The organism is Brevibacterium sp. Z349TD_9 (genome assembly GCF_056173565.1).
On record NZ_CM149680.1, the window covers coordinates 3,740,148 to 3,766,295 of the forward strand.

The window sequence follows — 26,148 nt, forward strand, 5'->3', positions numbered from 1 at the left end:
CCGTTACACTCTTGTGATATTGAGTGTCGCGGCCGTCGGGGAGATCCGGCGGTCGAATCGTGAGAGCAACGTGGAGCAGTATGACGGGTGAGGCAACGACCGCGGGACAGGTGCGGCGGCGAGATCTTCGCAGGCAGCAGGCACACACCCCGACAGTCGCACCCCACCCCAGTGACCTCGACACCGCACCGATCTCCACCTCGGCAGTGACCGCCGCATCCGCGTCGACCGCACCGCTCTCCCCCCGCCGCGCCGCCATGGCGGCAGAGGCCCGCGCAGCCGCCGGATCACCGCGGCGCGCAGCGATGGCCAAGGAGGCCCGCGAGTCCGGCTCGGCGTTCACGGCACAGTCCGGCCGTCGCGGATCCGACGGCGCTCTGCTCCGCTCGGTGCGCCGCAAGCGCGCGACGACGGTCACCACCCTCTCCGGCCTCTCGGTCGCCGGCGCCGCCGTCGCCACGGTGATGTTCGCGACCGCCGGAAACGGCAGCGAAGTCACAGTCGACACCAGCGCCGGATCCGAACCTCGTCAGATCAACGCCGAATCCGTCAACGCCGACATCCCCGCCGCCGACGAGAACTCGTCGATCGAAGTCGGTGCCCCGAGTGCGAAGCAGCAGGGGGCCAAGGCCGCCAGCCGCTCGATCGCGAAGAGCGCCCTGCCCGGCTGCGATGCAGAGACCGAGTTCGGTTCGGGTGCGAGCAACGGTCAGCTGCCCGATGAGTGGCTGTGCGACCTCGGCAAGGGCGGTCACAAGCTCCGCGCCGACGCCGCGGTGTCGTTCGCGGAGATGAATGCCGCGTACAAGAAGGAGACGGGCAAGGAGATTCCGATCACGGACTCCTACCGCAGCCTCGAAGGCCAGGTCTCGGTCGCCGGCCGCAAGCCCGGCCTCTCCGCCCGTCCCGGCACGTCGATGCACGGCTGGGGGATCGCCCTCGACCTCGGCGGCGGCACCGAATCGAAGACCGGCCCATGGGACTGGCTGGTGAAGAACGCCGGGAAGTTCGGCTGGGAGAACCCGGACTGGGCGAAGTCGTCGAAGTACGAGCCCTGGCACTGGGAGTACGTCCCCGCCCGGGACCAGATCAAGGGCAAGTGACCCCGGTCTGAGATGAGCCTCCGCGCGGCACCCTGCCGTCGGTGCCCAGGAGGCGGATCCGGTGCGAAATCCGGCTCACTTTCGACTCGGATCCTCCTCGGGGGAGTGGTCGCCTCGCGAGCCCGTTCGCGTTACCCCGCAGGGCGCGCGAGTACCGTCGCCGGTAGACCCTCTGCGCGAGGCGGACGACCGGCTCGCCGAGGCGCCAGATGCCCAGCCCCGCCCGCGACACGGAGCGGAGGACGAGGAACACGCGGTCGTCGGGACGGTGGACGAGGAGGAACGACTCCTCCCCGGTGATCGGATGCCCCGGCTTCGTGCCGTAGGTGAACCCGCGGAGATCCTCGGTCTCGACGACCTCGAGCACCCGGGAGGGTTCGGGCAGTCGGAACGGGCCGAGCCGCACGCGGATCGTCGGCTCCTGGCCGGCCTCGACCCGGCGCCCGGCCGGCTCGATGTCGAAGCCGCTGCGGGTCTTCACCTTCCACTGGAGGAGGTCCTCGGCGCAGGCCTCGAACGTCGTCCGACCCCGCCCGACGAAGTACGCGGCCTCGAAGCAGCGGTAGCCGTCGGGACGGTCGAGCCACCTCGGCGAATGGGGACGGGTGAGGAGCGGATTCTGCGGACAGGTCAGAGGAACCGGGGTCATAGGAACACCGTAGCCAACGCCTCCGATTCGGCAGTAGAGTGCACAGTGACGGCATTCGACGATCGAATGTCCGATAAGGACATCACGCGGCTGCCCAGACACTCCGACAGCCCGCGCACGATGACACGCCCCGCAGAGAACAGCCCGCGCACCCACAGGATCGAAGGAGAACCCATGCGCACCCTCACCGGCATCGACGAGATCGAATCAGCCGTCGGCACGGAGCTCGGCTCCTCGCAGTGGCTGACCGTCGACCAGGCGGCGATCACCGCGTTCGCCGACGCCACCGACGACCATCAGTGGATCCACCTCGATGAGGAGCGGGCCGCGGCGGGTCCGTTCGGGGCGACGATCGCCCACGGGTTCTACACGCTCTCGCTGCTGCCGAAGTTCTCCTCGGAGATCTTCGCCATCGACGGGGTGTCGATGAAGATCAACTACGGGCTCAACAGGGTCCGCTTCCCGCAGCCGGTCCGCGTCGGCTCGCGCCTGCGCGACACCGCCACGCTCACCGATGTCACCCGCGGGCCCAAGGGCACGCAGGTGATCATCAGTCACGTCATCGAGATCGAGGGAGAGGACCGCCCGGCGTGCATCGCCGAGATGGTCAGCCTCCTCGTCGAGTGAGGCCTCAGAGCGTCCGAGCGAAGAACGGGATGACCGACTCGAGCGCCTTCCCGGCCCCGTCGCCCTGGTCGTAGAGGTCGTAGTGGGAGGCACCGGGGATTTCGACGAGTTCCTTGTCCTCCGATGCGGCCTTCTCGATGATCGTGTGGCCGTCGCGCCACGCGCCGAAGGCCCCCTGCTTGCCCTCGTCGCCGATGACGACGAGGAGCGGCTGGTCGAGGAGCACTTCGGCGAGGTCGAAGGCATCCCAGCCGAGCGCCGACGATCCGTGCGCGCCTTCGAAGCTCACGGCACCGCCCTCGGCCCGGCCCCGGTTGGTGCGGTAGTAGTCGAAGGCTTCGATGATGTCGATGTCTCCGGTCTCCTGTGCCGCCTCGGCGGTCTCGGGGAGGAACCCGTTGACGAGGCTCTCGGCGCCTCGGGCCTCCGCGGTGCGCTGATCTCCGATGCCGCGCAGTGCCGCGAGCGGGCCACCGCTGAGTTCGGACATCTCCCGCTGGAGACGGCCGAAGTTCGCTCCGGTGATCGACACGGCGGCCTTGAACCGCTTCTCGGTCTTCGCCGCCGCCCATGTGTAGCCGCCTCCGCCGCAGATCCCGAGGACGCCGATCCGTTCGGCGTCGACGTAGGGAAGGGTGACGGCGTAGTCGACGACGCGGCTGAAGTCCTCGACGCGCTGAGCGGGATCCTCGAGGAAGCGCGGCAGCCCGCCGCTGGCCCCTTGAAAGCTCGCGTCGAAGGCGATGACGACGTATCCGGCATCGGCGAGGGCCGGAGCATAGACGTTGCCCGACGTCTGCTCCTTGCAGCTGCCGATGGGGTGAGCGGCGACGATCGTCGGATAGGTGCGCGTCTCGTCGAAGTCGGTCGGGAAGTGGATGTCGGCGGCGATGTCCCAGTACATGTCGGGATTGCGGAACGTCACGTGCTCGACGTTCGTGAGTTCGGTGCGCTTGATGGTGCCTGTGGACACGGGTCCTCCTCGTGGTCGGTGGGACGATCCTGTGCGTCGTCCTCGTGCTTCCATCCTTCGCGGGTTCCCGCGCCCCAACCAGAACAGGACTGTTCCTGGGAAGGATCCCTCCCAGGAACACCGCCCGCGCACCGGGCTATCGTGAGGGCATGGCCTCCTCACCCCAGCTCGCCGCGCTCGGCGAGTTCTTCCGCGTCCGCCGAGGCGAAGTCTCGCCAGGGTCGGTGCCCAGCCACGTCGTCGGATCGACGGGCATCAGGCGGGTGCCCGGTCTGCGCCGCGAGGAGGTCGCCCAGCTCGTCGCGGTCAGCCCCGACTACTACACCCGGGTCGAACAGGGCCGACTCGCCCCGTCCGACCAGGTCTTCGCCGCCCTCTGCCGAGTGCTGTCCCTGACGTCCGAGCAGACCGCCTACGCCGAGGACCTCCTCGCTCATGCTCGCGGGCACCACTCCCCCGCACCGGGTCGCGAAGCCGCGAACGGCCGCCTCCAGCTGCTCCTCGACCAGCTGAGAGACCTGCCCGCGATCGTCCTCGGCGCACGGATGGACATCCTCGCCTGGAACCCGGCGGCAGCGGCTCTGCTCATGGACTTCTCCCAACTGCCGCCGCACGAGCGCAACTACGTCTCGATGACGTTCACGGTCCCGCAGATCCGAGACCTCTACGAGGACTGGGACACGGTGGCGCGCACGTGCGTGGGCATCCTCCGCCGTGAGGCCGCGGACAACCCCGACGACCCCGAACTCGCCTCGCTCGTCGGTCGGCTCTCGATCGCCGATGCGGACTTCCGCCGCTGGTGGGCCGAGCATCGCGTGGCCGAGCAGGATTTCGGGGACAAGGTGCTCAACCACCCCCGCGCAGGGCGGATCCGCCTCCAGTGGGACTCGTTCACCTACGCCGGGTCGACCGGGCAGCAGCTCATCCTCTGGTCCGCCGAGGCGGGCACCCCGGACGCCGCGGCGCTCGCCGACCTCGTCTGAGCGACGACCCCCTCAGCTCTGGCGGTGGGCGTCGAGCATCTGCGCGACCCGGATGTAGCCGAGGTGGGAGTACGCCTGCGGGTGGTTGCCCAGATGCATCTCCGCGACGGGGTCGTACTCCTCGGGCAGCAGCCCCGTGGGTCCGAGGAGATTGTCGAGCTGGCGGAACAGATCCCACGCGTCGTCGATGCGCCCGACCTTGATGAACGCCTCGATGAGCCACGTCGTGCAGATGTGGAACCCGCCCTCGAGTCCCGGCAGACCGTCCTCGTAGCGGTAGCGGAAGACCGTCGGGCCCACCCGCAGCTCCCGTTCGATGGCGTCGACGGTCGCGATGAACCGCGGGTCGTCGGGTTCGAGCAGACCGCTGAGCCCGACGAACAGGCACGCGGAGTCGAGATCGGTCTCACCGTAGGCGACGGTGAACGCACCGATCTCCTCGTTGTAGCCGTGCGTGAGGATGTCGCTCTTGATCTCCTCCCGCAGCTGGCGCCACGCGCCGGGGGGCTGCCTGTCGAAGCGCTCGGCGATCCGCAGCGCCCGATCGACGGTGACCCAGCACATCACCCGCGTGTAGACGTTGTGCTTCGGCGGCCGCCTGGCCTCCCAGATGCCGTGGTCGGCTTCGAACCACCGCTTGCTCACTGCTTCGACCATCTGGGTCGTCAGCTTCCAGTACGCCTCCGGCAGCTCGCCGAGGTGCTCGGTGAGTTCGTCGAGGAGCTCGGTGATCGGTCCGAAGACGTCGAGCTGGACCTGATGCTCGGCGGCGTTGCCCACCCGTACCGGCCGGGAGCCGGCGTACCCGGGCAGGTGCGCGAGCACCGCCTCGGTGGTCAGCGCGGATCCGTCGACGGCGTAGAGCGGGTGGAGCTGTTCCGGGGCGACGGTGTGGTCGAGGATCCCGGTCAGCCAGGAGAGGAAGCCCTCCGCCTCGGCGGGGGAGCCGAGCGCGAGCAGGGCACGGGCCGTCATCGACCCGTCGCGCAGCCACGTGTAGCGGTAGTCCCAGTTCCTCACACCGCCGATGCCTTCGGGCAGGGAGGTCGTCGGGGCGGCGAGGATGCCGCCGGTGGGTTCGTGGCAGAGCGCGCGCAGGGTGATCGCCGAACGGATGACCTCTTCCCGGTGGTGGCTCGGGATCGACAGCGTCGACGTCCAGTTCGTCCAGAACCGCAGCGCCTGATCGCGCACCCGCTCCTCACCGCCCTCGGCGATGTAGCGGGCATCGCCGGTGCCGCTGCCGCATGCGAGGACGAGGACGACGGTTCCGCCGGGGAACTCCGAGGGCACCACCGTCGCCTCGGCAGTCTGGGACTGTCCGGACTCGACGATGTCGAAGTCGACACCGGGGGCGATGAGCATGATCGGCTCGGCGGTGCCGAGCACCCGGACGCCGTCACGAACCGGGGCGAGTCGAGTGGGCACGGTCGCATAGTCGAGGCGCGGGGCGAAGCGGATGCGGGCGGGGGCGTCGCCGGTGAGGACGCGGACGACGATGGTGTCGTCGCTGGCCCCGTCGACGGGAGCGAGGTAGTCGATGCAGCTCAGGCCCGGCCACCGGGTCTCGAGCAGGGTCGAATGCGTGAGGTAGCGCTGGGTGAGCGGGGCGACGCCGGAGGCGGCGTCGACGGCGAAGTAGCCGGCAGCAGCGGTGCCGAGGATCTCGGAGAACATCGAGGCCGAATGCGGCAGCGGGTGCGGCATCCAGCAGATGCTTCCGTGCGGGTCGACGAGCGCCGTCGACTGTCCGTTGCCGAGCAGGCTGTGGCGGTCGATGGGGGTGGCCTCACGGCCGAAGAGCCAGGACTTGCGCAGTTCGTAGATCGCAGCGAGGACGACCGAGACCGCATTCGGGTCGGGGAGGCGGAAGTCCGCATGCGTCTCGTCGTCACCGACCTTGATCCCGAGATCGAGGTCGCCGAGCGTCTCCATCGCACCCTCGTCGGAGCGGTCGTCGCCGATGAAGACGACGACGTCGGCGCCGGTGCGCGCCCGCAGGTTCGCGAGTGCCTCGGCCTTCGAGGAGGGCACCACGGAGAGGTCGACGACCTGCTTGCCGCGGGTCGGGAAGATCGCGTGGTCCTCGACGAGGGCGGCGATCCCGTCCTCGACCCGCCGCCGGGTGACCTCGTCGAGCCCGCGCAGGTGGACGGCCGCTCCCGCGGTCTTGTGCTCGATCACCTCGGGGGGCAGAGCGTCGACGAGGTCACGGCGGAACGCCTCGAGCGTCGTCCGCTGGCTCGGGTCGAGCGCACGGTGGACGTCGGTGTCGGTCTCCCCGCCATGGGAGCCGAAGAGGTGGACCTCCCGCGGCAGCCGCGACATCGCCGCGAGGTCGCGCAGGCTGCGCCCGGAGATCACCCCCGCCGAGGTGGACGGCAGCAGGGCGAGCGCGCGCAGGGAGTCGACCGAGCTCTCGAGCGGATACGCCTCGGCGGGGTTGTCGACGATCGGGGCGATCGTCCCGTCGTAGTCGGTGGCGATGAGCAGCGACGGCGAACGCGAGACCTCGAAGAGGCGCCGGAAGAGGGCGTCGGGCAGTGCGCGGCTGGCTTCCGCGAGATCGCCGAGGAGGCCCGACGAGGAGACGGACGCGGAGATCGGAGTCAGCGGGGACACATCGTTGTAATCGTGTTCGACGGTGCTCATCTCACCTCGGGTATCGGTCGGAGGTCGGGTGGCGGTCGGTGGTGCCGGAGTGTCGGTGCGTGAGCCTCACACGTCGTCGGCTGCGGTCTCGCCGGGCGTCTCGGGCGTCTCGCCGGAGCTCTCAGCCCGGCGGACCTGTCTGACTCTGCTCATGCGCGAGTACCCGCCGATGATGAAGATCACGCCGGCGATGAGCGCCGCGGCACCGGTGAAGCCGACGATGTCGAGCGCGGCAAGCGTGTCCCCGGCGAGGAGGATGATGCCGAGGAGGATGTGGACGGCGGCGGAGATGAGGAAGTCGGTGGCCATCGGGTGGTGGACGAGCTTGCGGTAGTTCCACAGCTCGATGAGTCCGTGGAGGATCGCCCAGATGCTCAGGGCCGCGCGCAGCTCGGCGGGGGTGTCGGCGATGGCGAGGAAGACGATGGCCGGCACCGTGACGATGGCCTGGCCGAAGACGGCGGTGCGCACCGACAGGGGCGAGCGCAGCGCCTGGTAGACGAGCACGAGGGCGAGAAGTCCGAGGTCGACCATGCAGAGCAGGTCGACGATGCCGACGCCGAGGGACAGCTGCATCGGATTCTCGGCATCGCGCGGCCAGAACACCGTGGCGAAGCCGAAGAGGACGCCGAGGATTCCCCGGACGATCATCGGCGCGCCCATGACTCCCGCGTCGGTGAGGTTCTCGTCCGCCGACAGCGTGGGTTCGGTGCGCGATTCTTCAGTACTCATCACTGCACCAGTCTAGGACCGACCTCCGGCCGAGTCCCAGTCCTCCATCATTCTTCTCTTTACGTAATTACGTAATACGTGTATGGTCGAAGCATGGATGTGAGAGCAGACGGCACCGCTGTCGCGCGTGACGCGGGACCGGAGGACCCGCTCGAGGAGCGCCTTGCCCGGCTCGAGGATCGGGTCGCCGAGCTCGAGGACGCCGCCGGCTCGGTGACCGCAAGCACTCCCGCCGAGGCGGGTGCCGGATCCGCGGCGACCCCGCCCTCGGTTGGACGGGAGTCGACAGCGGGCACCGCCCCGGGCCGCTCCTCGGCCAGTGTCCCCGACGCGGAAACGTTCTGGGCGCTCAACGGCCTCGTCGAGCGTCTCGGCGCCGCAGGCGGGGTCGTCTACACCGGCCATGTCACGCCGCCCGGCACCGAGTCCCCCGTGTCGTGGCAGATGGGCCTGACCGCTGAGGCGTTCGCCGACATCGACTTCGCCGAGGCGGCCCCGGCGCTCACCGCGTTCAGCCACCCCGTGCGCCTCGCCCTCCTCCAGGCCGTCTACGAGGGGACGACGACCGTCGCCGAACTCAGCGCCGACGACCGCTTCGGCACCACCGGGCAGATCTATCACCATCTCAAGGCGCTCGCCTCGGCGGGTTGGCTCGAGAACATCCCGCGTGGACACTGGCGGGTTCCCGCGCAGAAGGTCATCCCCTTGCTCACCCTCATCCTCATCGGCACGAGCTGACCCGAGGACGACGCTCACCCCATCCGAGGAGCACCCACCCGAGGAGACCCGACATGACCGCACCCACCGATACCGGACCGCACACACAGACCGGGCACCCGCCTCGGCGGAGGATCCTTCCCGTCGTCATCGCCGCCTCCGTCGCCCTCGCACTCCTCCTCATCACCCCGTTCCCACGCGGATTCCAGGGTGAGGTGACCGGGGATCCGGCCCTCATGGATGCCGCCGCCGAGGCGCTCGGGAGCGGGCATTGGAACCACCTCGCCGTCGTCAGGGTCAACGGCGACACCGTCACCGAGGCCGGGACCGGCGCGGACGGCAGGACGCAGTTCGAGATCGGGTCGATCACGAAGACGTTCACGGCAGCGCTCTTCGCCGATGCCATTGAGCGGGGCGAGGTGGAGGAGTCGACCCGCCTCGGCGAGGTCTGGCCCGAACTCGACGGCGACGTCGCCGAGGTGACGCTCGGAGCGATCGCGACGCAGCGGTCGGGACTGCCCCGGCAGGAGCCGGCGCCGAGTGTCGGTGATGGTCTCGCAACGGTCCTCGCAGGCTATCTCCACACCGATCCCTACCGCGGCGACGTCACCGACCTCGTCCGCGCGCTCGACAAGGTCGACGTCAGCGACACGGAGCCTGAGTACTCGAACTTCGGGTTCGCCGTCCTCGGGCAGGCGCTCGCCGAGGTGGCGGGACGAAGCTACGCCGACCTCATCCGGGAGCGGATCACGCAGCCACTGGGGATGGACGACACGTTCGTGCCCTCCTCGGCGAAGGGGCTCTCCCACGGTCTGACGTCGTCGGGACTGCCTGCGGCACCATGGACGCTCGGGGCATCGGCTCCGGCGGGAGCGATCCGGTCGACGCCCCGGGACATGGCGATCTGGCTGCAGGCGACGATGGCCGGCACCGCGCCGGGGGCCGCCGCGAGCGAACCCCGGGAGGACTTCGACGAGACCGATCGGATCGGCTGGGCGTGGATGACGACGACGAACCGCACCCCGAACATCACGTGGCACAACGGCGGGACCGGCGGATATCGGTCGTTCCTCGGCTTCGACCGCGGGTCGGGGACCGGGATCATCGTGCTCAGCGACTCCGCGAACTCCGTCGACAAGGCGATCGACCTCATCTCGGAGAAGGCTGCCGGACGGGCCGCTGAGCGGGCGGCCGGCCAGGCGATGCCGGGGAGCCGGAGCGCTGCAGAGAAGGGACAGAGCCGATGACACCGACCCTCGTCGCCGCGCTGACCGCGACGTTCGCCCTCGCCTTCGGAGCGTGGACCGCGGTGAGCGCGACCCGTCGCCCCCAGTCGCGCGTGCTGCTCCTCGCAGGGCTCGCCGGGGCGCTCGCGATCCTCCTCCTCGTCCGCCTCATCGGCCCCTTCGGCGGCTGGGGAGACTGGTTCGTCTGGGTGTGGTTCGCAGCCGTGGCCGTCTACGCCTGGACCGGATACCGTGCCGCAGCGGCGTGGCCGGGACTGCCGTGGCGTGCCTCTGGACCCGGAGTGCCGCGCGGTGGCGGTGTCCGCCTCGGGGTCGCCGCGGCGATCCTCCTCGCCGTCACCGGCGCCCTCGTCGTCCCGGGGATCCTCCTCGGGTAACGATCCGCACACGCAGCCGTACACGCGGCCGCTCACCCACCATGCTCACCCAGTCAATGGAGACGGAATCCGCGGGGCGACCGCCCAGCGGACCGAGTTGAGGAGAGATGATGTCAGACAGAGAACAGTTCCGCCTGGACGCCCGGGTCTGGACCATCGCCGTCATCGGCATGGTCATCGGGGGTGTCGTGGGCCTGCTCATCTGGGGCCCGCTCCAGATGATCCCCTTCGCGATGATCGGCTTCGCCCTCGGGCTGGCGATCGCCTGGATGCTGCCCCGCTCGACCGGGTCAGGTGGCGGGCACCCGGGGTCGAATGGCGGGTCGGACGGCGGGCCGACGAAGCCCGGCGACGGCCCAAGCTGACCACCCAAGCTGACCGCTCGAGCCCCCACCTCGGAGAGATCCCTCACCACCCCGAGGGTGAGGCTCTCACCTTCCTGAGATCGTGAGGTCTACTTCCCGGAGATCGTGAGATCGCCGCCGGACTCGGAGACTTCGTACTTCGGCAGCGGCTCGGTGGCGGGACCGCCGAGGACCTCGCCGGTCGTCGTCGAGAACTGGGACGAGTGGCATGGACACGTGATCTTGTCCTCGGTCACCGTGCGCACCTGGCAGCCCTGATGCGTGCACACCGAGGAGAAGGCGTAGAACTCGCCCTCTTTCGGCTGGGTGACGACATAGGTCTCGTCGATGACCGTGCCCGATCCGACGGGAACGTCACTCGCCGGGATCGTCGCCCCGCCAGCGGTGGATTCGGAGGAGCCGTTACCCGACTCCGATGATCTGGAGCCCGCATCGTCGGTGCCGCACGCTGAGATGAGTCCGACGGTGCCGACGGCTCCCGCCGAGGTGATGATCGTGCGCCTGCTCGCTTCCACTGTGCTCTCCTCGTCTCGGTTCCCGGATGCGCGTCCAGCTTAGCGCGGCACCTGGGCACCTTCACGAGACACGATGGCGCGGGTTCCACGCGTCCCGGCTGTCAACGGGCGAGTCCAACTTTGTCGATGACCGCAAATAGAGAGAATTAATGCACCCTACCGCCTCATTTTGGCAACCCCACCAGCGCTCCAGCGCAAGTTCAGCTGCGGCATTTGAGGCTACGGAACAGAAATCTCCGAGATCCGTCCGGCTTTCCGACCCTCTTCAATGAGATAAGCGACGAACGCAGAACATGTGACGAGCATATACTTGGCCATTGCCTGATCTATGGACGCAGCGTCCACACCACCATGCCGCACGCCGTTCTCATCCGACGCCCATCCATAGATATTCGACCAACCAGTTACCAACGCTGGATGCAATACGACGCCCGACGCGGAGAGCTGTTTCAAACCACCTCCCAACGTGCTTTGCCCGGTGATTTTATTGATGACTGCCTCGACCGCCGAAATCGCCTCTTTGACAGAGTTGGCGTAATCCGGGCTCTCCCTATCGGCCAGGAGTTCCACTGCTCGCTCGAGCGCACGATGAGCCCCGGGAATTACACCCGAAGCCGACAACGCGCCATCTATCGAGTCAATGTCAATATTGGAATCAATCGGAACTATTTCGTTGTTAATAAATCGATAACCCACCAAGTATTGCTCGAAACGATCGTTGAGCGTGTCGGCAAATAGTGCGCTATATTCTTCTCCTCGCTTCCGGTCAAGTTCTGCGAGTATTTTCGCCAATAATTCGACGAGATCAAACGCATCAACCCAGCTCGAACGTAGAATCACCTCCTTAATATCTTGCCAGACGTCAAAGCTGCTCGGCTTGTCATCAATTGGACTCTTGAAGTATCGAGCCCATAATCGCAAAAGGAGTTCTTCAATTGTTGACCTTGCGTAGCGCGGGTGCCTTTGCTTGCCTCCAACAATTTCGCGAAATATAACGATTACATTCCAAAATGCTGTTCGAGTTTCAGTGTCGAGGCCATCGGTTTGAACAATAGTCCGTCTCGCGCGATGACCCATTCGTTCCGAAAATGAAGTCATAGGTGGAGGATATCTGCCCTCCCTAGGGTCTCAAGTTCACAACACGAAGCCCCGCCAGTAGCGGCACCTCACCAGCACCTGTGCGATCGTGTCAGTCCCCTCCACTAGGCTGGTCGGCATGACCGCCGCAGCCACGACCTCCGCCCTCGACGTCCTCCACGATGTCTTCGGATACGAGGAGTTCCGCGGCCAGCAGGCAGCGATCGTCGACCGGCTGATCTCCGGTGGGGACGCCGTCGTCCTCATGCCCACCGGCGGCGGCAAATCGCTGTGCTACCAGATCCCCAGTCTCGTCCGGAACGGCACCGGCGTCGTCATCTCCCCGCTCATCGCGCTCATGGCCGATCAGGTGGCCGCGTTGGACAACCTCGGCGTGTCGGCCGCCTACCTCAACTCGACCCTCGACCTCGACGAAGCCCAGGAGGTCGAACGTCGGCTCCTCGACGGCGAACTCGACCTCCTCTACCTCGCCCCCGAACGGCTCGTCCTCCCCCGGACCATGCAGCTGCTCGAGCGCGCCGACATCTCGCTCTTCGCGATCGACGAAGCCCACTGCGTCTCCCAGTGGGGTCATGACTTCCGCAGCGACTACCTCGGCCTCGGGGTGCTCGCCGAACGGTTCCCCACGGTCCCCCGCATCGCCCTGACCGCGACCGCGACCCCCGCCACGCATGCCGAGCTCACCGAGCGCCTCCACCTCCAGAGCGCCGAGCACTTCGTCGCAAGCTTCGACCGCCCCAACATCACGTACCGGATCGAACCGAAGGCCTCCGCCCGGTCGCAACTGCTGAACTTCATCACCACCGAACACCCCGGTGACTCCGGAATCGTCTACTGCCTCTCCCGGCGCAGCGTCGAACAGCTCGCCGAGGCGCTCGTGGCCCGCGGCATCCCCGCCCTGCCGTACCACGCCGGCCTCCCCGCCGAGGTGCGCGCCGAGTACCAGGCCCGCTTCCTCCGCGAGGACGGCATCGTCATGGTCGCGACGATCGCGTTCGGCATGGGCATCGACAAACCCGACGTCCGCTTCGTCGCCCACCTCGACCTGCCCCGCAGCGTCGAAGGCTACTATCAGGAGACCGGTCGCGCCGGCCGCGACGGACTGCCCGCGGACGCGTGGATGGTCTACGGCCTCGGCGACGTCGTCTCCCAACGCCGCCTCATCGAATCCGGCGAAGGCGACCAGGCGCACAAACGCCGGGTGATGTCCCACCTCGACTCGATGCTCGCCCTGTGCGAAACCGTCGACTGCCGTCGAGTCCAGCTTCTGCGCTACTTCGACGAGGACTCCGCCCCGTGCGGCAACTGCGACACTTGCCTCACCCCGCCGGCGACCTGGGATGCGACGGTGGCCGTGCAGAAGCTGCTCTCGACCGTCATCCGCCTCGACCGCGAACGCGGACAGCGCTTCGGCTCCGGCCAGGTCATCGACGTCCTGCGCGGCAACGACAACGACCGCTCCCGCGCGTCGAACCATGACCAGCTCAGCGTGTGGGGCGTCGGCGCCGACCTCTCGGAGACCGAGTGGAAGGCCGTCGTCCGTCAGAGTCTCGCCCGTGGACTCCTCGAATCCCACGGCGACTACGGCGTGCTCGTCCTCGGTCCCGCCGCCGACCCTGCGCTGCGTGGGGAGGCCGAGGTGTCGATGCGCATCGACCCCGTCAAGCGATCCGGCGGTTCGCGCGCAGGGGCGAAGCGCCGAGGCGGGGACATCACGCTCGATACCGCCGACTCCGCACTGTTCGAAGCCCTGCGCGCATGGCGGGCCGAGCAGGCCAAGGAGCAGTCGGTGCCCGCGTACGTCGTCTTCCCCGACGCGACGATCTACGGCATCGTCGAGGCGAAGCCACGGACCGTCGCCGAGCTCGGCCAGGTCAGCGGCGTCGGGCTGAAGAAGCTCGACCGCTACGGTCCGGCCGTGCTCGAGGTCATCGCCGCCCACCTCGGCTGACGCGTCGCCCGAGCGCCTCCGCCCGGGCGAGCGCCCGCCGTCGGACTGGCCTGCCGCCTATCCTTCGGTCTCGGTGAAGGCCTCGGGTCCCGCCTCGGCGGCGGCTGGGTCCATCCACATGAACTCGATGATGTTCCCGTCGGGATCGGTCATGCTGATCGCGTACATGAACCCGTGGTCCTGCGGTGGGCGGTTCTCGCCTCCCCCGGATTCGAGGACCGCTGTGCGCATCGCGTCGACGTCCTCGCGGGAGGGGCGGCTGAGCGCCGTCATCGCCTGCGCGCTCGCATGCGGGTCGATGATCGGCTTGTCGGTGAAGGACTGCAGATAGTCCTTCGTGAGGATCATGAAGAAGATCGAGTCCTCCCACTTCACGCACGCGGCGTTCGCGTCGGTGAATTCGGGGACGATCGTCGCGCCGAGCGCTGAGTAGAACGCCTTCGAGCGTTCGAGGTCGAGAGTGGGGAGGTTGACGAAGATCTCGGTCATGTCTGCTCCTTCGCAGAGGGTGCGGGTCACCCGCGGTGGGCTGGGTCTTCGCTGGGGCGCGGGTCTTCATTGAGTCTGGGTCCTCCGAGGATTCCCCTGCTCATCCTCGCCTGCCCTGGTCAGACCGTCAATGCCTCGGCGCCTGCCGTCAAACCCGCCCTCACCATCGGCGCCTGCCGTCGAAACCGCACTTCCCCGCGGAAGCGCACTCACCCGCGGTGGTGGCCGAAGACGAGGCTCGTCTGCGTGTGGGCGATCGCCTGATCGGCGAGGTGCTCATCGATGAAGGCATGGAGGCCGAGGGGGTGGGTCGTGGCGATGTGGACGAGGAGGTCACGCTCGCCCGAGACCTGGAAGACCTCGAGCGTCTCGGGCACCGCGAGGAGCCGATCGATGACCGCGGCCATCGAAGCGCGCCCCACGGGCGTCATCCGCACCGAGATCATGCCGAAGACGTGGAGTCCGAGCGCCTCGAGGTCGATATCGGCATGGAAGCCCCTGATCACCCCGCGCCGACGCAGCGCACTCACCCGCCCCGAGCATGTCGACGGGGCGATGCCGACACGCTCGGCGAGCTCCCGGTTCGAGATCCGGGCATCGGCACTGAGCTCACGGAGGATCGCGAGGTCCACCTCGGCGAGGGAATCGGACTCCGGTGTGCGATGATCGACGATCAGACCCGAACGATTACCCATTCTCTCACTCCATTTCCGTGGATCGTTCACTTTCACTCCGATCATCCCGCACTTCCGGCACGATGGGAACATGACCGAACTCACCGTTCTCGACCGGGCCGCCTGTCAGCGCCGCGATGCCGACGATCCTCTGCGCGGATTCCGCGACGACTTCATCATCCCCACGGACACGATCTACCTCGACGGGAACTCGCTCGGCGCCCGCCCCAAGGGTGCGGCCGAACGCGCCGCCGCGGTCATCGAGGACGAGTGGGGCGAGGGCCTCATCCGCTCGTGGAACACCGCCGGGTGGTTCGAGCTTCCCGCCGCGCTCGGTGAGAAGGTCTCCGGCCTCGTCGGCGGCGGCGACGGAAGCACCGTCGTCACGGACACGACGTCGATCAACCTCTTCAAGGCCGCTTCGGCGGCGCTGCGGATCCAGGCCGAGGACAGGCCCGAGCGCCGCGTCATCCTCACCCAGCGGGAGAACTTCCCCTCCGACATCTACATGCTCCAGGGCCTGGCCGAGCAGCTCGACGACGGGTACGAGGTCCGCCTCGTCGACGACGCCGAGGTGACCGCTGGCTTCCCGACGACGATGACCGACGAGGTCGCCCTCGTCGTCCTCACCCATGTCAACTACCGCACCGGCCGCCTCTTCGACATGCGCTCGACGACCGAGGCGATCCACGCCGGCGGGGCGCTGGCGATCTGGGACCTCTGCCATTCCGCGGGCGCCCTGCCCATCGACCTCGCCGGGGGCGGTGCGGACATGGCGGTCGGCTGCACGTACAAGTTCCTCAACGGCGGGCCGGGATCCCCGGCGTTCATCTGGGTGGCCGAGGAGCATCGCAACCGCTTCGCCCAGCCTCTGTCGGGATGGTGGTCCCATGCGAAGCCGTTCGAGATGAGCCCCGGATACGCTCCCGCCGAGGGCATCCGCCGCTTCCTCACCGGCACGCAGGGCATCGTCTCGATGTCCGTCGCCGAGGTGGGGCTCGACGTCGCCGCGCGCGCGGACATGGGTGCGGTGCGGGCGAAGTCGCTCGAACTCAGCGACCTCTTCATCGAACTCGTCGAGACGCGCCTGTCCCACCACCCGGTCGAGATCGTCACCCCGCGCGAGCATGAGCACCGCGGCTCACAGGTCTCGATCGCCCACGAGGAGGGGTTCGCGATCATGAGCGCCCTCATCGCCCGCGGCATCATCGGCGACTACCGGGAGCCCTCGATCCTGCGCTTCGGCCTCACGCCGCTCTACCTCGGGTTCGCCGACGTATGGGACACCGTCGAGGCGTTGCGCGACATCCTCGACAATCGCCTCTGGGACACCCCCGAGTTCAAGGTCCGCGGCGCCGTCACGTAGGCCGCGAGCAACCCTCGGGGGCGCGAGCGTCGAGTCTCGGCAAACCTCCGGACGCTGAGCAACCCTCGGGGGCGCGAGCGTCGAATCTCAGCACCCCCGGGCACTGAGCAATCTGGCGCCGGGGTGCCGAACGCCGAAGGGCGCTGAGATTCAGACCACCTCGGCGTAGACGCCGAAGAAGGGCTCACCCGCCCGGTTCGTCGCCCTTGTCGCGGCGAGCGTCGTGAGCAGACTGCCGGTGCGCTCGCCGGTGGTCGGATTGAGGTCGATGACCGCGCAGCGCGGCACCGGTCCCCCGATGCGCACCCGCAGCCCGCCCACCGCTCCGGTCCCGCGCACGGTCATCACCCGTCCCAGCCACGTCTCCTCGGCGAACGGCTCGTTCGTGTCGACGAGCAGTGTCGCCCGGAAGCGGTGGAAGAGATCGGTCACCGCCGCACCCCCTGCCACCTCGGCGAGGGAGGCGGTGGCGACGATCGTCAGCGGCTGGCCGAAGACGACGCCGCCGCGCGGGGCCTCGGCCAGGCGCACCGGCCGCCCCAGATGCGTCGAGAACAGTTCATCGTGGTCGCCGTCGGTGAACGTCAGGTCGACCGCCCGACCCCAGTAGTCGCAGGTGAGCGTCTCACCGGTGGGCTCAGGAACCGCCGTGACCGCGGTTCCGTCGGGGAGCACCGTCTCCAGCGCCTCACCCTGCATCCGCGCGACGACGACGAGCAGGGAAGGATTCTGCACGGTCCGCAGCACGCGCCGGGTGCGCATGTCGACGAGGCAGAAGCGCCGATCACCGAGCGGACCCGCCGCATCGAACCGGGCCTGCGGCTGCACGAGGTGCCGCGTGCCCTTGATCGGCGAGAAGCCGACGGCACGAACGTCGAGAACGTCGTCGTCCACCTCGGCGCCCCCCTCCCATTCCACCCTTCGAACATCTGCGTCCCACACTAGGTGATGATCCGCGCCCGCACCTCGCCGCCACTAGGCTGATGAGCAGCCGTGCACCGACCACCAAGGAGCTTGCACATGCCGAAGATCACCATCGGCCTCGGAATCATCCTCATCCTTTTGGGCGTCATCGGATGGCTCGCCACCGGTATGGCGAGCTGGACCGCGCTCATCCCCGCGATCCTCGGTCTCATCATCGCGATCTGCGGGTGGATCGGGATCCGCCGCCCGAAGATCGGCATCCACATCGCCCTCGTCGTCGCCCTCCTCGGCGTCTTCGGCACGTTCATGAACGTCCTCAAGCTCGGCGATCTCTTCGCCGGCACCGCCGAGCGTCCGGCCGCCGTCATCATCAGTACGGTGACGTTCGTCCTGCTCATCATCTACATCATCCTCGGCATCCGCTCGTTCATCGCCGCTCGCAGGAACCCGACCGCCGCCTGAGTCCCGACCGTCCGGTCAACCGGACGCCAGCAGGTCGTCCGGCATCTTTGCATCCCGACCGCCTCGCCGCATCCCCGCGCCGAGGCGGTCGTCTGCGTTCCGGTGCGATCCGCCCGTCCGTCGTGCCCCGGCACGGCCTATCGTCGTGTCACGGGCGGACGCTAGCCTGTCAGTGACCGTGCATGTGCACGACGATCAAGGAGGATCGCATGTCGAACAACACCCCCGCCGCCGCACCGAACACCGCTGCCCCGTCCGCCGCTCTGCCCGCCGAGAGACCGAATTCCGCGCTCGTCGTCTTCGACGCCCAGTATGCTGCGTTGGCCGCAGCCTGGAACGCCGCCGAGGTGGTCGCGACGATCGCCGACCTCGTCGAGCGTGCCCGACAGTCCGGGACCGAGGTCGTGTGGGTCCGCCACAGCTCCGCCGGGCTTCCGCCGGGCTCCGACCAATGGCAGATCGTCGAGGAGCTCATCCCGGCAGAGGGAGAGGCGATCGTCGAGAAGACCCATGCAAGCAGCTTCGAGGACACCGACTTCGACGAGGTGCTCGCAGGCCGGGGCATCGGCCACCTCGTCGTCACCGGGGCCCAATCGGACTGCTGCGTGCGCTCGACGATCCACGGCGGATTCGCCCGCGGCTATGACGTCACCCTCGTCTCCGACGCCCACACGACCGAGGATCTCACCGAGTGGGGCGCACCGCCGCCCCAGGACGTCGTCTCTCACACCAACCTCTTCTGGACCTTCGAATCCGGTCCCGGACGACAGGCGCGGGTGCAGGAGTCCGCGGAGGTCGACTTCGGGGTTCGGTGACTGAACCGGATCAGACTGAGCTGGATCTGACTGAACCGGTCCATCGGCGCGTGCGCCTCAGCGCCGTTGCAGCGTCCAGGCACGGGCCTGGCTCCGCCAGCACCGCGTCAGTCACAGAACGGTAGCGCAGTCGGCCCTTCTGCGATCATGGATCCATGAGCGAAGACCCGCGCAGCATCGAACTGACCCGCATCGCAGAGAACCACTACCGTGCGACCGCTCCGAACGGCGCGAGCATCGAATTCGGCCGTGGCGAGGGTCTGATGACGCCCGTCGAACTCCTGCTCGCCGCCGTCGCCGGGTGTTCGTCGATCGACGTCGACACAGTGACGAGCCGGCGGACGGAGCCGACGCGCTTCGACGTGCGAGCGAGCGCGGACAAGGTCGTCGAGGACGGCGCGAACCGGCTCGAGAACGTCCACCTCGACTTCGACCTCGCGTTCCCCGACGACGAGGCCGGCCGCAGGGCCGATACCCAGATCGAGAAGCTCGTCGCCCTCTCCCACGACAAGTACTGCACGGTCTCGCGCACCATCGAGCATCCGACGCCCGTCGATGTGAGGATCCACCGCGACTGACACCGCCGATGGCCGATCGGCCCCGCGGGGTTGCTCACACGCGAGGCCCGCCGCTTCCGCTGAGGTTCCGCACTGGTTCGCCGCCCGGACGGGCAGGCTCAGCTCGCGAGCAGCCGCTTCTTCTCCACCTCGATGTCATAGTCGGCCGGCGGCCACTGCGGATCGATCGCTGAGAGGGCATCGATGAGGAGGCGCTGGACGGCGAGGCGCGCGTACCACTTCCGGTTCGCAGGTACGACATACCAGGGAGCGATGGCCGTCGAGGTCCGTTCGAAGACGTCCTGGTAGGCCTCCATGTACGCAGGCCAGAGCAGGCGCTCGTCGACATCGCCGGGGTTGTACTTCCAGTGCTTGTCCGGCCGGTCGAGGCGTTCGAGGAGGCGGTCGCGCTGCTCCTCGGGCGAGATGTGGAGCATGACCTTGATGATGACGACGCCCGCCTCGGCGAGTTCGGCCTCGAAGGCGTTGATCGCGTCGTAGCGGCGTTCGATCTCCGCCGGATCGGCGAGGCTGCGAACCTTGCCGATGAGCACGTCCTCGTAGTGGGAGCGGTCGAAGACGCCGATCATCCCCGGACGGGGCACCCGCTTGCGGATCCGCCAGAGGAAGTCGTGGGCGAGCTCCTCCTCGGTGGGCTTCTTGAACGCGGCGAGTTCGACACCCTGCGGGTCGACGGATCCGACGACGTGGCGGACGATCCCGCCCTTGCCCGCCGTGTCCATCGCCTGAAGGACGAGGAGGACGGCAGGCCCTGAGTCCTTGTCATGGTGCGCCGCGAAGAGACGCTCCTGCAGATCGTCGAGGTTCGGGGCGGCCGCGGCGAGATCCCGCTGACCGCTCTTCTTCTCACCCTCGTAGCCGGGTGTCGACTCCGGATCGACATCGCCGAGGCGGAATCCCTCTCCGACGTGCAACAGTGGGCCGGGGTCCTGCGTCCAATGGCTGCTCATGCGAACATCTTCGCAGGTGGGTGACCCAGCGTCCACACCGACATCGAGCACCCCGCAGTGACCGCCCTGCCCGCCGCGACTCTGGGCAAGGCGCCTTCCCATGCCCTACCCTTGAACCAACCTTCACAGCGGCGGGAGGAGTGTGCCCATGGACGACGATCTGCTCATCGTCGAAGAGCTCATGCTCCTCCTGCTCGCCGACGACGGCACCGCGATCGCCGGAGCCAATGTCCTCCACTGCCTTCTGCCTGCTGCGATCTTCGTCGAACTCGCCCTCACCGCGCGCCTCGACGTCCACTCCCACCGCCGTTCCGCCGGCACCCTCATCCATGCCCGGCGCACAAGCCCGGATCCGGCGATCGATCCGCTGCTCGCCGAGGCGCTGCGGGCGATGGGCACGCGGGAGCATTCGGCGTACGGGCTCGTCTCCGCCCTCGGGATCGACGTCCGACAGCCCGTCCTCGACCGCCTCGCCCGCCGCGGACTCATCATCCGGGAGACGAGGAAGATCCTCGGCGTGCTGCCGGTGACCCGATGGCCTGCCGCCGACTCCCGCGCCGAGGCGCCGCTGCGCGATCGCGTCACCGCCGTCCTCGACGGTGATGCCGACCCCGACGCGCGAACGGCGGGGATCATCGCGCTCGTCTCCGCCTCCCAGGTCTACGTCCAGCTGCAGCCGCGGATGCCGTGGACTGCGGGGGTGGCGAAGCGTCTGCGTGCGATCGAAACGGGAGAGGTCACCGCCCCCGGCACGACACAGGAGTCGAGGGAGATCACCGAGGAGCTCGCGAAGGCCGTGCGCGCCCTGACCTCCTCGGCCACCTCGGCGCCGATCCTCTGACTGAGGTACCCCCTCAGTCCGGGCGACGGAACACCGAGGGCAGCCGTTTCCGTCGGGACCGCCCCTCCTTCGCGCGGAACGACCACTGCCGCATCGGCTGCGGCACCCGCCACTGCAGCTTCCACGCGAGCATCCGGAACCCGAAGGCGAGCGCGGCGATGAGCACCGCGGTGACGCCGCCGAGGACGCCCGTGCGGTCGGCGATGATCGTCAGACCCGACCCGAAGAGAGCGGGGATGAGGTAGAGGTCGGTGCCGCTGAAGATCGCCGGGTCCTCGTTCGCGACGACGTCACGCAGCAGTCCGCCGCCGCACGCGGTGAGCGCCCCCATGAGCAGAGCCACCGGTGCCGCTGACCCAGCGTCGAGCGCGATCGCGGTGCCGGTGAGGCTGAAGAGGCCCATCCCCATGGCATCGAAGACGATGATCCAGATCCGCGCCCGCAGGGTGTGCCGCCCGAGCAGGTAGACGATGAGCGTCGCGAGCAGCGGCGGCGCGAAGTAGACGGGGTGGGCGATCGCGTTGGGCACACGGTCGAGGAGGATGTCGCGGATGATGCCGCCGCCGATGCCGGCGAGCATCCCGAGGACGAGCCCGCCGGTGATGTCGAATCCGCGCCGGGCGGCAAGCAGCACACCGGAGATCGCGAACACGAACGTGCCCATGAGGTCGAGCACGAGCAGGACGATCGCGACGAATGACACACCGACTCCTTGATCCGGGCCGCAGCCACTCGCGGCGCTCCCGCCACCACTGTAGTGCGGCTGATGAGAACCCGGCGGCGTGACCCACATGCCCACGGTGACCCTCACATCCTCGGCGGCGCCGCTAGGCTGGCCCCATGACCGAGCACACAACGCCGTCCGGTGAGCCCACCGTCGTCCTCATCCACGGAGCGTTCGCGAACTCGCTGACCTTCGCCCCGCTCCAGGCGGCGCTGGCCGGCCACGGCGTCCGCTCGGCGGCGCTCGACCTGCCGGGTCACGGCTTCGCCGCGTCCGTTCCCGCCGGCTACCATTCACCGCAGGATCTCTCCACCCTCGCCACCTCACCGAGTGCGATGGCCGGAGTGAGTCTGGACGATGCCGTCGACAGCCTCGCCGAGGCGCTGGTGAGCTTCCGGAGGTTCGGACCCGTCATCGTCCTCGCCCACAGCCGCGGCGGTGTCGCCCTCACCGCGCTCGCCAACGCCCACCCGGAGCTTGTCGACCATCTCGTCTATGTCTCGGCGTGGGCTCCCGTCGACCTCGAGGCCGCCGCGTACAACGGGGAGCCGGAGATGGCGGGGGTCGACTCCACGGTCCTCGCATCCCTGCTCGTCGGGAATCCGGCCGAGCTCGGGGCGCTGCGCTGCAACTTCCGCGCCGCCGCCGGCGAGCAACTGGCCGCGCTCAAGAACCTCTTCGCCGCCGACCGCAGCGACGACGAGTTCCTCACCTTCCTCAGCACCTTCCAGACCGATGAGGGACTCGACGCGGGCGGTGCCGACGATCGGGCGCACGCGGGCACGTGGGGGACGATCCCACGGACGTACGTCCGCCTCGACGAGGATCGGTCGATCCCTCCGGCGATGCAGGACCGCCTCATCGCCGAGGGCGACGCGCTCACCCCCGACAACCCCTACCGGGTGCGGACGCTGCCGACCTCGCATCTGGGATGGCTCATCGACCCCGCCGAAGCGGCAGCGCAGATCGCGGACATCGTCGCCGAGGTGCGGACCGGGTGATCACGTCGACACCGGCCGGGTGAGCGCGCTCAGCGCAGCCGACCCGAGCCGAGGCGGCGAGAGTGCTCAGCTGAGCAGGAAGTTGTCGGGGTTCTTGTAGGCCTCGATCTCGACGCTCGGGGAGCCCATCCCCTTGAGCAGCTTCGAGATCGGGCAGCGGGCGTGGGCGCGGGCCGCGTACTTCTCCGCGTCCGCATCCGAGACCCCATCGATCGAGACGTACGCGCGGGGGACGAAGTAGTAGCCACCGGACTTGTCCCGGTGGAGGTCGACCTCGCAGCGGACCCGGGAGAGGGCCTCGAGGTCGTTGACGGCGAGGACCACTTTGAGGGTCTCGCCGAGGCAGGTGCTCCACGCCATCGCGAGGAACTGCTCCGGATTGCTGCCGAGCTCCGTGTGGGAGGTGGGCGCTGTGGCCAGGGTCGGGCCGTCCTCGACCCTCACCTCTCCCGAGGTGCCGCCGAGGTTCTCCACCTTCGCGGTGTAGATGGGAGCGTTGGCGCCTTTGGGTGCATCGTCCGAGTCTTCGCGGCGTGCCTGCGGCTCGGCGTATCCGGGGTTCTCAGTCATTGATCCATGTTACGACGGCGAAGAGACACGCGGCTGAACGTTTCGTGAAATGGAGACGCCCGTCCGGCTCATCCGCAGCCCGCCCGGCTGATCCGACGCCCGCTCGGCTGATCCGACGCCCGTCCGGCTCATCCGCAGCCCGCCCGGCTCATCCGCAGCCCGCCCGGCTCCGAACTCCTCGCATGAGACCACTTCTGCGCTCGGTCCGCTGGCTGCCCATCCTCCTCGGCGCCGCCGCGACCCTCGTCCTCTTCGGCCTCGCCGACCTCATCGCCCGGCTCATCGGCCCGAACTCCGCGCCGCTGCTCGCTCTCGGTCAGGCGATCATCCCGCTCACCCCGACGAGCATCATCAAACCGGTCATCGCGATCTTCGGCGACAACGACAAACTCGTCCTCGTCGCCACGGTCGGCCTCGGCGCACTCGTGCTCGGCGGCCTCATCGGCTGGTTCGGGTCAGTGCGACCGCGGGCGGCCCTCGCCGCCTTCACCCTCGCCGGGCTCGTCCCCGCGGTCGTCGTGCTCTCCGCACCCGGTGCGCGCCTCCTCGACCTCGTGCCCACTCTCCTCGGGCTCGTGGTCGGGCTCGTCGTCCTCGGACTCGGACTGCGGATGGAGGATCGGTCCCCCGCCGCCGGTGACGCTGCCCCGACCCCCGCCGAGGCGGTCGCCCCGCCCCGGGTCACCGACGACACCGCCCCGAGCGCTCCCCCACCCGTCACCCGGCTCCTCACCCGCAGCCCATCACGGCAGCGGCCGACCTCCCGCCGCCGCTTCCTCGCCCTCACCGGCACGGCGGCGGTGATCGGCGCGATCGGCGTCGCCGCAGGGCAGTCGCTTGTCACCCTGACGCGGGAGGCCGGTGCCGCCGCGGCGAACTTCGTCCTCCCCCGCGCCGCGCGGAGGGCACGGCCGATCCCACCCGAGGCCAGCCTCGGCGTCGAGGGGATCGAACCATTCATCACCGACCAGAAGGACTTCTACCGCATCGACACCGTGCTCGCCCCGCCGACGATCGATCCTCGCACCTGGTCCCTGCGGATCCACGGAATGGTCGAGAACGAGGTGACGCTCACGATGGACGAGCTCCTCGCGCTTCCGCTCGAAGAGCAGCACACGACGCTCACCTGCGTCTCTAACCCGGTGGGAGGGGATCTCGTCGGGACGGCGACGTGGCTCGGCTACCCCGTTCGCGAACTCCTCCGCCGGGCACGGCCGCAGCCGGGAGCGGACATGGTCCTCTCGAAGTCCGACGACGGCTTCTCGGCCTCGACCCCGCTCGAGGCGATGCTCGATGATCGCGACGCCCTCCTCGCAGTCGGAATGAACGGGCAGCCACTCACACCCGTGCACGGCTTCCCCGCCCGGCTCGTCGTCGCCGGACTCTACGGCTTCGTCTCAGCGACGAAGTGGGTGACCGAACTCGAGGTCACCCGCTTCGATCGGGCGGAGGCGTACTGGACGCAGAGAGGGTGGGACGCGAAGGCACCGATCCTCGTCGCCTCGCGCATCGACGTCCCCCGCCCCCTCGCCCGGGTCGCCGCAGGCACCGTCGTCGCCGGCGGTTCGGCTTGGGCGCAGACGCGCGGGATCGAGCGGGTCGAGGTCCGCCTCGACGACGGCGACTGGACGCGGGCCGAACTCGGCGCCGACGTCAGCGACGACACGTGGCGGCAGTGGCGGGCGGAGTTCCCCGACGTCGGTGCGGGCACGCACGCGATCACGGTCCGCGCCGTCGACGGTGAGGGCACGGTGCAGACGGCCGAGCGGCGGGAGTCGATCCCGAACTCCGCGACCGGTCATCACCGGCATCCAGTTCACCGTCGAATGAGAACTGAGATCAGCGAAAGAGATTTCTTCCTCAACCACCCATCCAGAACCCGCCCGGCTGCGAACCCCGGGTACACAGCAGGACACACAGGCGCTGTGTCGACCAGAGAACCGCACCACAGTGAAACAAGGAGAAGAACGATGAAGACACTTCGCACCCGCACTGCCACACTCCTCTCGGCCGGCGCGATCGGTATCCTCGCACTTTCGGGCTGCTCGGGCACCGGCAGCGGCTCGGAGGGCGGCGGCTCGGAGACCGAGTCGAGCGAGTCCGCGGAGACCTCCGCGCCGGCCTCGGAGGAGGCGATGGCCGACTCCGAGCTCGTCGGATCCGGCTGCGCCGCCTACGCCGAGCAGAACCCCGATGGGGCCGGCTCCGTCGAGGGCATGGCTCAGGACCCGGTGGCCACCGCCGCGTCGAACAACCCGATGCTCTCGACGCTCACCGACGCCGTCTCGGGCAAGCTCAACCCGGACGTCAACCTCGTCGACACGCTCAACGGCGACGAATTCACCGTCATCGCCCCGGTCAACGACGCCTTCGAGAAGATCCCCAAGGACGACCTCGATGCGCTCGCCGGCAACGCCGACGAACTGACGAAGGTGCTCACCTACCACGTCATCCCCGGCCAGCTCTCGCCGGACGAGGTCGTCGGTGAGCAGGAGACCGTCGAGGGTTCGAAGGTCAAGATCGGCGGCAGCGGCGACGACCTCACGTTCGATGACGCCAAGCTCGTCTGCGGCGGTGTGAAGACGGCGAACGCGACCGTCTACATGGTCGACAGCGTGCTCATGCCTCCGAAGTGAGACACGCCTGCGCCTTCCCCGCAAGGCGCGCACAGGCCTCCCAATTGAGGGATGGGAGGAGTCGCCGGGGGCCGCGACCCCAGTGGTCCGGTCTCCGGCGACATTCACCGGTCCCTCGCACCCCGCGCT

The 26,148-nt window shown here is 68.6% G+C and carries 27 protein-coding genes; 15 read left to right on the forward strand and 12 right to left on the reverse strand.

Features of this window, described 5'->3' with window-relative positions; all coding sequences use genetic code 11:
- Window positions 1-80: 80 nt before the first annotated feature.
- Entirely contained in the window at window positions 81-1,103 is a 1,023-nt protein-coding gene (locus AC0VYB_RS17210) for a M15 family metallopeptidase (protein ID WP_009376636.1), read from the forward strand.
- Here AC0VYB_RS17210 and AC0VYB_RS17215 read toward each other — a convergent pair.
- Window positions 1,090-1,752: a DUF1990 family protein gene (locus AC0VYB_RS17215; RefSeq protein WP_009376637.1), complete on the reverse strand. Its 663-nt coding sequence runs from the start codon at window positions 1,750-1,752 to the stop codon at window positions 1,090-1,092. The two genes, AC0VYB_RS17210 and AC0VYB_RS17215, sit on opposite strands and share 14 nt — an antisense overlap.
- A gap of 174 nt (window positions 1,753-1,926) precedes the next feature.
- Here AC0VYB_RS17215 and AC0VYB_RS17220 point away from each other — a divergent pair, with 174 nt between their 5' ends.
- Window positions 1,927-2,379 (forward strand): MaoC family dehydratase, encoded by a 453-nt coding sequence (locus tag AC0VYB_RS17220; RefSeq protein ID WP_009376638.1) that lies wholly within the window; start codon window positions 1,927-1,929, stop codon window positions 2,377-2,379.
- Between the two features lie 4 nt (window positions 2,380-2,383).
- On the opposite strand, the gene AC0VYB_RS17225 is transcribed toward AC0VYB_RS17220, so the two are convergent.
- On the reverse strand, window positions 2,384-3,352 hold the full coding sequence (locus tag AC0VYB_RS17225; RefSeq protein WP_009376639.1) for an alpha/beta hydrolase: 969 nt from the start codon (window positions 3,350-3,352) through the stop codon (window positions 2,384-2,386).
- Window positions 3,353-3,501: 149 nt separating this feature from the next.
- On the opposite strand from AC0VYB_RS17225, the gene AC0VYB_RS17230 reads away from it, so the two are divergent.
- Complete coding sequence (locus tag AC0VYB_RS17230) at window positions 3,502-4,335, forward strand: helix-turn-helix domain-containing protein (protein ID WP_009376640.1); 834 nt, start codon at window positions 3,502-3,504, stop codon at window positions 4,333-4,335.
- Window positions 4,336-4,347: 12 nt separating this feature from the next.
- Here AC0VYB_RS17230 and otsB read toward each other — a convergent pair whose 3' ends face one another.
- Both otsB and AC0VYB_RS17240 read right to left on the reverse strand, forming a co-directional pair.
- Complete coding sequence (otsB, locus tag AC0VYB_RS17235; RefSeq protein WP_009376641.1) at window positions 4,348-6,987, reverse strand: trehalose-phosphatase; 2,640 nt, start codon at window positions 6,985-6,987, stop codon at window positions 4,348-4,350.
- A gap of 66 nt (window positions 6,988-7,053) precedes the next feature.
- Complete coding sequence (locus AC0VYB_RS17240) at window positions 7,054-7,719, reverse strand: HdeD family acid-resistance protein (RefSeq protein ID WP_009376642.1); 666 nt, start codon at window positions 7,717-7,719, stop codon at window positions 7,054-7,056.
- A gap of 93 nt (window positions 7,720-7,812) precedes the next feature.
- On the opposite strand from AC0VYB_RS17240, the gene AC0VYB_RS17245 reads away from it, so the two are divergent.
- The 4 genes from AC0VYB_RS17245 to AC0VYB_RS17260 all read left to right on the forward strand — a co-directional run bounded on the left by AC0VYB_RS17245 (window position 7,813) and on the right by AC0VYB_RS17260 (window position 10,425).
- Window positions 7,813-8,457 carry an ArsR/SmtB family transcription factor gene (locus tag AC0VYB_RS17245; RefSeq protein WP_475384867.1) on the forward strand — a complete coding sequence of 215 codons (645 nt, stop codon included), beginning with the start codon at window positions 7,813-7,815 and terminating at the stop codon, window positions 8,455-8,457.
- A 53-nt stretch (window positions 8,458-8,510) separates the two neighbouring features.
- Window positions 8,511-9,683 carry a serine hydrolase domain-containing protein gene (locus AC0VYB_RS17250; protein WP_009376644.1) on the forward strand — a complete coding sequence of 391 codons (1,173 nt, stop codon included), beginning with the start codon at window positions 8,511-8,513 and terminating at the stop codon, window positions 9,681-9,683.
- On the forward strand, window positions 9,680-10,060 hold the full coding sequence (locus AC0VYB_RS17255) for a hypothetical protein (RefSeq protein ID WP_009376645.1): 381 nt from the start codon (window positions 9,680-9,682) through the stop codon (window positions 10,058-10,060). Before AC0VYB_RS17250 ends, AC0VYB_RS17255 begins: the two co-directional genes overlap by 4 nt.
- A 110-nt stretch (window positions 10,061-10,170) precedes the next feature.
- Window positions 10,171-10,425: a hypothetical protein gene (locus AC0VYB_RS17260; RefSeq protein ID WP_063249485.1), complete on the forward strand. Its 255-nt coding sequence runs from the start codon at window positions 10,171-10,173 to the stop codon at window positions 10,423-10,425.
- An 89-nt stretch (window positions 10,426-10,514) separates the two neighbouring features.
- Here the strand turns inward: AC0VYB_RS17260 and AC0VYB_RS17265 are convergent, their stop codons facing one another.
- Both AC0VYB_RS17265 and AC0VYB_RS17270 read right to left on the reverse strand, forming a co-directional pair.
- The gene (locus tag AC0VYB_RS17265; RefSeq protein WP_009376647.1) at window positions 10,515-10,940 is read right to left on the reverse strand and encodes a Rieske (2Fe-2S) protein; all 426 of its coding nucleotides are present in this window, start codon (window positions 10,938-10,940) and stop codon (window positions 10,515-10,517) included.
- A 219-nt stretch (window positions 10,941-11,159) separates the two neighbouring features.
- Window positions 11,160-12,038 carry an AbiJ-NTD4 domain-containing protein gene (locus AC0VYB_RS17270; protein WP_475384868.1) on the reverse strand — a complete coding sequence of 293 codons (879 nt, stop codon included), beginning with the start codon at window positions 12,036-12,038 and terminating at the stop codon, window positions 11,160-11,162.
- Between the two features lie 118 nt (window positions 12,039-12,156).
- Here AC0VYB_RS17270 and recQ point away from each other — a divergent pair, with 118 nt between their 5' ends.
- A complete protein-coding gene (recQ, locus tag AC0VYB_RS17275; RefSeq protein WP_475384869.1) occupies window positions 12,157-13,989 on the forward strand; it encodes a DNA helicase RecQ in 1,833 nt (610 codons plus the stop codon).
- 57 nt (window positions 13,990-14,046) lie between these two features.
- On the opposite strand, the gene AC0VYB_RS17280 is transcribed toward recQ, so the two are convergent.
- Both AC0VYB_RS17280 and AC0VYB_RS17285 read right to left on the reverse strand, forming a co-directional pair.
- Window positions 14,047-14,478, reverse strand: a complete 432-nt coding sequence (locus tag AC0VYB_RS17280; protein WP_009376650.1) for a VOC family protein — start codon at window positions 14,476-14,478, stop codon at window positions 14,047-14,049.
- 209 nt (window positions 14,479-14,687) lie between these two features.
- Window positions 14,688-15,173 (reverse strand): Lrp/AsnC family transcriptional regulator, encoded by a 486-nt coding sequence (locus AC0VYB_RS17285; protein ID WP_009376651.1) that lies wholly within the window; start codon window positions 15,171-15,173, stop codon window positions 14,688-14,690.
- A gap of 70 nt (window positions 15,174-15,243) precedes the next feature.
- On the opposite strand from AC0VYB_RS17285, the gene kynU reads away from it, so the two are divergent.
- Window positions 15,244-16,518 carry a kynureninase gene (gene kynU / locus AC0VYB_RS17290; protein WP_009376652.1) on the forward strand — a complete coding sequence of 425 codons (1,275 nt, stop codon included), beginning with the start codon at window positions 15,244-15,246 and terminating at the stop codon, window positions 16,516-16,518.
- Between the two features lie 150 nt (window positions 16,519-16,668).
- Here the strand turns inward: kynU and AC0VYB_RS17295 are convergent, their stop codons facing one another.
- Window positions 16,669-17,436, reverse strand: coding sequence for an MOSC N-terminal beta barrel domain-containing protein (locus AC0VYB_RS17295; protein ID WP_475384870.1), 768 nt, complete (start codon window positions 17,434-17,436; stop codon window positions 16,669-16,671).
- Between the two features lie 102 nt (window positions 17,437-17,538).
- Between AC0VYB_RS17295 and AC0VYB_RS17300 the strand changes: the two genes are divergently transcribed.
- From AC0VYB_RS17300 to AC0VYB_RS17310, 3 genes are all read left to right on the forward strand, one after another.
- Window positions 17,539-17,904, forward strand: a complete 366-nt coding sequence (locus AC0VYB_RS17300; RefSeq protein WP_009376654.1) for a hypothetical protein — start codon at window positions 17,539-17,541, stop codon at window positions 17,902-17,904.
- 209 nt (window positions 17,905-18,113) lie between these two features.
- Complete coding sequence (locus tag AC0VYB_RS17305; RefSeq protein WP_009376655.1) at window positions 18,114-18,719, forward strand: isochorismatase family protein; 606 nt, start codon at window positions 18,114-18,116, stop codon at window positions 18,717-18,719.
- A 155-nt stretch (window positions 18,720-18,874) separates the two neighbouring features.
- Window positions 18,875-19,297, forward strand: coding sequence for an OsmC family protein (locus AC0VYB_RS17310; protein WP_009376656.1), 423 nt, complete (start codon window positions 18,875-18,877; stop codon window positions 19,295-19,297).
- 98 nt (window positions 19,298-19,395) lie between these two features.
- Here the strand turns inward: AC0VYB_RS17310 and AC0VYB_RS17315 are convergent, their stop codons facing one another.
- Window positions 19,396-20,247: a polyphosphate kinase 2 family protein gene (locus AC0VYB_RS17315; protein WP_040341354.1), complete on the reverse strand. Its 852-nt coding sequence runs from the start codon at window positions 20,245-20,247 to the stop codon at window positions 19,396-19,398.
- A 148-nt stretch (window positions 20,248-20,395) separates the two neighbouring features.
- On the opposite strand from AC0VYB_RS17315, the gene AC0VYB_RS17320 reads away from it, so the two are divergent.
- A complete protein-coding gene (locus tag AC0VYB_RS17320; protein ID WP_009376658.1) occupies window positions 20,396-21,088 on the forward strand; it encodes a GOLPH3/VPS74 family protein in 693 nt (230 codons plus the stop codon).
- 13 nt (window positions 21,089-21,101) lie between these two features.
- Here the strand turns inward: AC0VYB_RS17320 and AC0VYB_RS17325 are convergent, their stop codons facing one another.
- Window positions 21,102-21,791, reverse strand: coding sequence for a trimeric intracellular cation channel family protein (locus tag AC0VYB_RS17325; RefSeq protein WP_009376659.1), 690 nt, complete (start codon window positions 21,789-21,791; stop codon window positions 21,102-21,104).
- A 137-nt stretch (window positions 21,792-21,928) separates the two neighbouring features.
- Between AC0VYB_RS17325 and AC0VYB_RS17330 the strand changes: the two genes are divergently transcribed.
- The gene (locus AC0VYB_RS17330; RefSeq protein WP_009376660.1) at window positions 21,929-22,813 is read left to right on the forward strand and encodes an alpha/beta hydrolase; all 885 of its coding nucleotides are present in this window, start codon (window positions 21,929-21,931) and stop codon (window positions 22,811-22,813) included.
- A gap of 66 nt (window positions 22,814-22,879) precedes the next feature.
- On the opposite strand, the gene AC0VYB_RS17335 is transcribed toward AC0VYB_RS17330, so the two are convergent.
- On the reverse strand, window positions 22,880-23,383 hold the full coding sequence (locus AC0VYB_RS17335) for an OsmC family protein (protein ID WP_009376661.1): 504 nt from the start codon (window positions 23,381-23,383) through the stop codon (window positions 22,880-22,882).
- A 182-nt stretch (window positions 23,384-23,565) separates the two neighbouring features.
- Between AC0VYB_RS17335 and AC0VYB_RS17340 the strand changes: the two genes are divergently transcribed.
- Window positions 23,566-26,019 (forward strand): molybdopterin-dependent oxidoreductase, encoded by a 2,454-nt coding sequence (locus tag AC0VYB_RS17340; protein WP_009376662.1) that lies wholly within the window; start codon window positions 23,566-23,568, stop codon window positions 26,017-26,019.
- The last annotated feature ends 129 nt before the right edge of the window (window positions 26,020-26,148 follow it).

What these genes read in the sequence shown, in the direction of transcription:
- AC0VYB_RS17210 (WP_009376636.1), top strand. Translation starts at nt 81, where the DNA reads ATGACGGGTGAGGCAACGACCGCGGGACAGGTGCGGCGGCGAGATCTT.
- AC0VYB_RS17215 (WP_009376637.1), bottom strand. Translation starts at nt 1,752, where the DNA reads ATGACCCCGGTTCCTCTGACCTGTCCGCAGAATCCGCTCCTCACCCGT.
- AC0VYB_RS17220 (WP_009376638.1), top strand. Translation starts at nt 1,927, where the DNA reads ATGCGCACCCTCACCGGCATCGACGAGATCGAATCAGCCGTCGGCACG.
- AC0VYB_RS17230 (WP_009376640.1), top strand. Translation starts at nt 3,502, where the DNA reads ATGGCCTCCTCACCCCAGCTCGCCGCGCTCGGCGAGTTCTTCCGCGTC.
- otsB (WP_009376641.1), bottom strand. Translation starts at nt 6,987, where the DNA reads ATGAGCACCGTCGAACACGATTACAACGATGTGTCCCCGCTGACTCCG.
- AC0VYB_RS17240 (WP_009376642.1), bottom strand. Translation starts at nt 7,719, where the DNA reads ATGAGTACTGAAGAATCGCGCACCGAACCCACGCTGTCGGCGGACGAG.
- AC0VYB_RS17245 (WP_475384867.1), top strand. Translation starts at nt 7,813, where the DNA reads ATGGATGTGAGAGCAGACGGCACCGCTGTCGCGCGTGACGCGGGACCG.
- AC0VYB_RS17250 (WP_009376644.1), top strand. Translation starts at nt 8,511, where the DNA reads ATGACCGCACCCACCGATACCGGACCGCACACACAGACCGGGCACCCG.
- AC0VYB_RS17255 (WP_009376645.1), top strand. Translation starts at nt 9,680, where the DNA reads ATGACACCGACCCTCGTCGCCGCGCTGACCGCGACGTTCGCCCTCGCC.
- AC0VYB_RS17260 (WP_063249485.1), top strand. Translation starts at nt 10,171, where the DNA reads ATGTCAGACAGAGAACAGTTCCGCCTGGACGCCCGGGTCTGGACCATC.
- AC0VYB_RS17270 (WP_475384868.1), bottom strand. Translation starts at nt 12,038, where the DNA reads ATGACTTCATTTTCGGAACGAATGGGTCATCGCGCGAGACGGACTATT.
- recQ (WP_475384869.1), top strand. Translation starts at nt 12,157, where the DNA reads ATGACCGCCGCAGCCACGACCTCCGCCCTCGACGTCCTCCACGATGTC.
- AC0VYB_RS17280 (WP_009376650.1), bottom strand. Translation starts at nt 14,478, where the DNA reads ATGACCGAGATCTTCGTCAACCTCCCCACTCTCGACCTCGAACGCTCG.
- AC0VYB_RS17285 (WP_009376651.1), bottom strand. Translation starts at nt 15,173, where the DNA reads ATGGGTAATCGTTCGGGTCTGATCGTCGATCATCGCACACCGGAGTCC.
- kynU (WP_009376652.1), top strand. Translation starts at nt 15,244, where the DNA reads ATGACCGAACTCACCGTTCTCGACCGGGCCGCCTGTCAGCGCCGCGAT.
- AC0VYB_RS17300 (WP_009376654.1), top strand. Translation starts at nt 17,539, where the DNA reads ATGCCGAAGATCACCATCGGCCTCGGAATCATCCTCATCCTTTTGGGC.
- AC0VYB_RS17305 (WP_009376655.1), top strand. Translation starts at nt 18,114, where the DNA reads ATGTCGAACAACACCCCCGCCGCCGCACCGAACACCGCTGCCCCGTCC.
- AC0VYB_RS17310 (WP_009376656.1), top strand. Translation starts at nt 18,875, where the DNA reads ATGAGCGAAGACCCGCGCAGCATCGAACTGACCCGCATCGCAGAGAAC.
- AC0VYB_RS17315 (WP_040341354.1), bottom strand. Translation starts at nt 20,247, where the DNA reads ATGAGCAGCCATTGGACGCAGGACCCCGGCCCACTGTTGCACGTCGGA.
- AC0VYB_RS17320 (WP_009376658.1), top strand. Translation starts at nt 20,396, where the DNA reads ATGGACGACGATCTGCTCATCGTCGAAGAGCTCATGCTCCTCCTGCTC.
- AC0VYB_RS17330 (WP_009376660.1), top strand. Translation starts at nt 21,929, where the DNA reads ATGACCGAGCACACAACGCCGTCCGGTGAGCCCACCGTCGTCCTCATC.
- AC0VYB_RS17335 (WP_009376661.1), bottom strand. Translation starts at nt 23,383, where the DNA reads ATGACTGAGAACCCCGGATACGCCGAGCCGCAGGCACGCCGCGAAGAC.
- AC0VYB_RS17340 (WP_009376662.1), top strand. Translation starts at nt 23,566, where the DNA reads ATGAGACCACTTCTGCGCTCGGTCCGCTGGCTGCCCATCCTCCTCGGC.